A 2118-nucleotide genomic window follows, 5' to 3' on the forward strand; every position below is an offset into this window, starting at 1 on the left:
GCCGCCAACGCATATTGGAACAGTCCGCCCAAAAACTGCAGATCCACCGTGGCCACGATGGTCTTGCTCACCTGGTCCACGGTTCCCGTGGATCGCACCTGGATCAAGTGCGGGTAGGGGGGCACCTGGTTCCCGTTGACCGGCTGTCCATCTTCCCGCACATACGTTGCAGAAACCGAAACCCCCGGTTGGTTGATGCTGTGTTGGTTGATCCATCCTCCGAGGCGGTTCGGGTTGTAGGGGAAATCGCTCGAATTGTTGGCCGCCTGCTGTAGCGCCGCCATAAACCGCTCCAATCCCGCCTCGGCCAAGTTGTAGGCCTGTTGTTGTCGGGCGGTCAGGCCGGTCTGCCGGGATTCCGCCAGCACTATGGTGCTTACCGCCGTCAGGAGCGTGAGGAGAATCACCGCCACCAGAAGGACCGCCACCAGGGTAAACCCTGCCTGCCGGTGAAGTCTGCGCTGTCGTATATGGCTATGCCCCATGCTGATTCACCTCACGATGATGGCGGCGACGGCAGTCGAGGCAGGGCGGATACCGTATCTGAGAAAGACTGTTTCCCGTTCTGGGCGGTTATGGAAATCGTCCACACCCGGCCATTCGGACCCTTAACCTGGAAATCAGAGACCGGCCAGAACGTGTACGTCACCTGGGCTCCACCTGCCCGGGACACTGTCACCGTCAGCGTCTGCGCTCCTTGGTCCCACGTGGCGCGGAGTGTGTCTCCCGAAACCTGAATAGATGTTAGTGTCTTTGTTCCGCCGTCCCAAGTAACCGTTCGGCTGTCCCGGATGAATCCCGCGATCAGACTTTCGGCGTTTCGCACCGTTTGCTGGAGGTGCCCCTGAACTTCCACCGCTTTTTCGGTGGTCGTCGCATATTGGCGAATGCCGAACACCATTCCGAGCACCAGCAGGGAAACGACGATGGCGCTGGTCACTTCCACCAGAGTAAAGCCGGATTGACTGCGGTGTTTACGGAGAGAGCGGCAATTTTGCATGGTCGTACTCCCCGAAAAATGACGTCACTTGGTAACTCTTCGCCTGGCCCCGGCTTTGCCACGTCGTCGTCACCCCGATGGTCCAGCCCGGCGGTCCATTCTGTCCGGATTGATACGTGTACGTCACCACCGTGCTCATGGTCGTTGTCGCCTGAAAACCGTACTTTTTCAGATCGTCGGGCCGGACGGTCTGCGGCCCAGGCTGCTTCAGGGCTTGGTTGCCCTGGGCATATTGATCCATCAACCAGGCCCGGGTGGCTTCCATAGCTTGCTGAGTTTGGGAAACGGCTTGGCTCCTGGTCCCATCCTGCCGCATGCCCACATAAGCGTCTGTAAAATACTCCAGGATTCCGACGAGCAGCGCCGCCGCGATGGTCAGCGACGCCAAGACCTCGATCAACGAAAATCCGTCTTGGTGCCGATGGGGCTTTTCAGTCCATTTCCGCGGCTTCACCGATTCCGCCCCGCTTTCACGAAAACAGGCCAAGGTACCAATGGATCAGCGCGTCTCCGGACAGCCATGACACCAGGGCTCCTCCGGCCAGAAACGGGCCGAACGGGATCCGGTGATCTTTGCCGAGGCGATCCAGACCCTGCAGCGCCAGTCCCACCACCAAGCCGGCCAGGGAGGCCACGAACAAGGTCAACGCCGCCCCCGCTGGGCCGGTCAGGGCTCCCAGCCCTATCATCAACTTCACGTCTCCAAGTCCCATACCTTCTTTGCCGAAGAGGAGAGGGCTGAGCCAATAAAGGGCCAGGAGCAGCCCGGCTCCAAAGGCCGCCCCGCCTGCGTACCACCACCATGGTTCAGGCCCAATCCAGAGCCTCGCCCCGAAAACCACCGCAGCCAAAGAATAAGTCAGTACATCGGGCAAAATCTTCCATTCCAGGTCAATGGCGGACAACGCGACCAGAAAGCCGATGACCACCAGCCCCAATACCGTCTCCCAGGACCACCCGTACCGCCAGGCGGCCAAGCCCCACAACAACCCGGTCAGCCCTTCCACCACCGGGTACTGCCGGGAAATGGCCCCGCCGCAGTCCCGGCACCGCCCCCGGAGCCAAATCCAGCTCACCACCGGGATCAAATCCTTGGGCCGGATTCGGGCACCGCACCG

General features: G+C 60.7%; 4 protein-coding genes. All 4 read right to left on the reverse strand.

What is annotated here, in order from left to right; all coding sequences use genetic code 11:
* Positions 1–485, reverse strand: a 485-nt coding sequence (locus K6T64_RS16730) for a prepilin-type N-terminal cleavage/methylation domain-containing protein (RefSeq protein WP_288011368.1), incomplete at its 3' end; no start/stop codon positions are given.
* 11 nt (positions 486–496) lie between these two features.
* Complete coding sequence (locus tag K6T64_RS16735; RefSeq protein WP_288011370.1) at positions 497–1000, reverse strand: PilW family protein; 504 nt, start codon at positions 998–1000, stop codon at positions 497–499.
* Positions 975–1454 carry a type IV pilus modification PilV family protein gene (locus K6T64_RS16740; protein ID WP_288011372.1) on the reverse strand — a complete coding sequence of 160 codons (480 nt, stop codon included), beginning with the start codon at positions 1452–1454 and terminating at the stop codon, positions 975–977. The genes K6T64_RS16735 and K6T64_RS16740 overlap by 26 nt, the downstream gene beginning before the upstream one ends.
* 16 nt (positions 1455–1470) lie before the next feature.
* Positions 1471–2118: prepilin peptidase (locus K6T64_RS16745; RefSeq protein ID WP_288011374.1), on the reverse strand; the 648-nt coding region annotated here is incomplete at its 5' end.

The sequence above is a fragment of the Kyrpidia sp. genome, from assembly GCF_023512215.1.
In the GTDB taxonomy this organism is placed as follows: domain Bacteria; phylum Bacillota; class Bacilli; order Kyrpidiales; family Kyrpidiaceae; genus Kyrpidia; species Kyrpidia spormannii.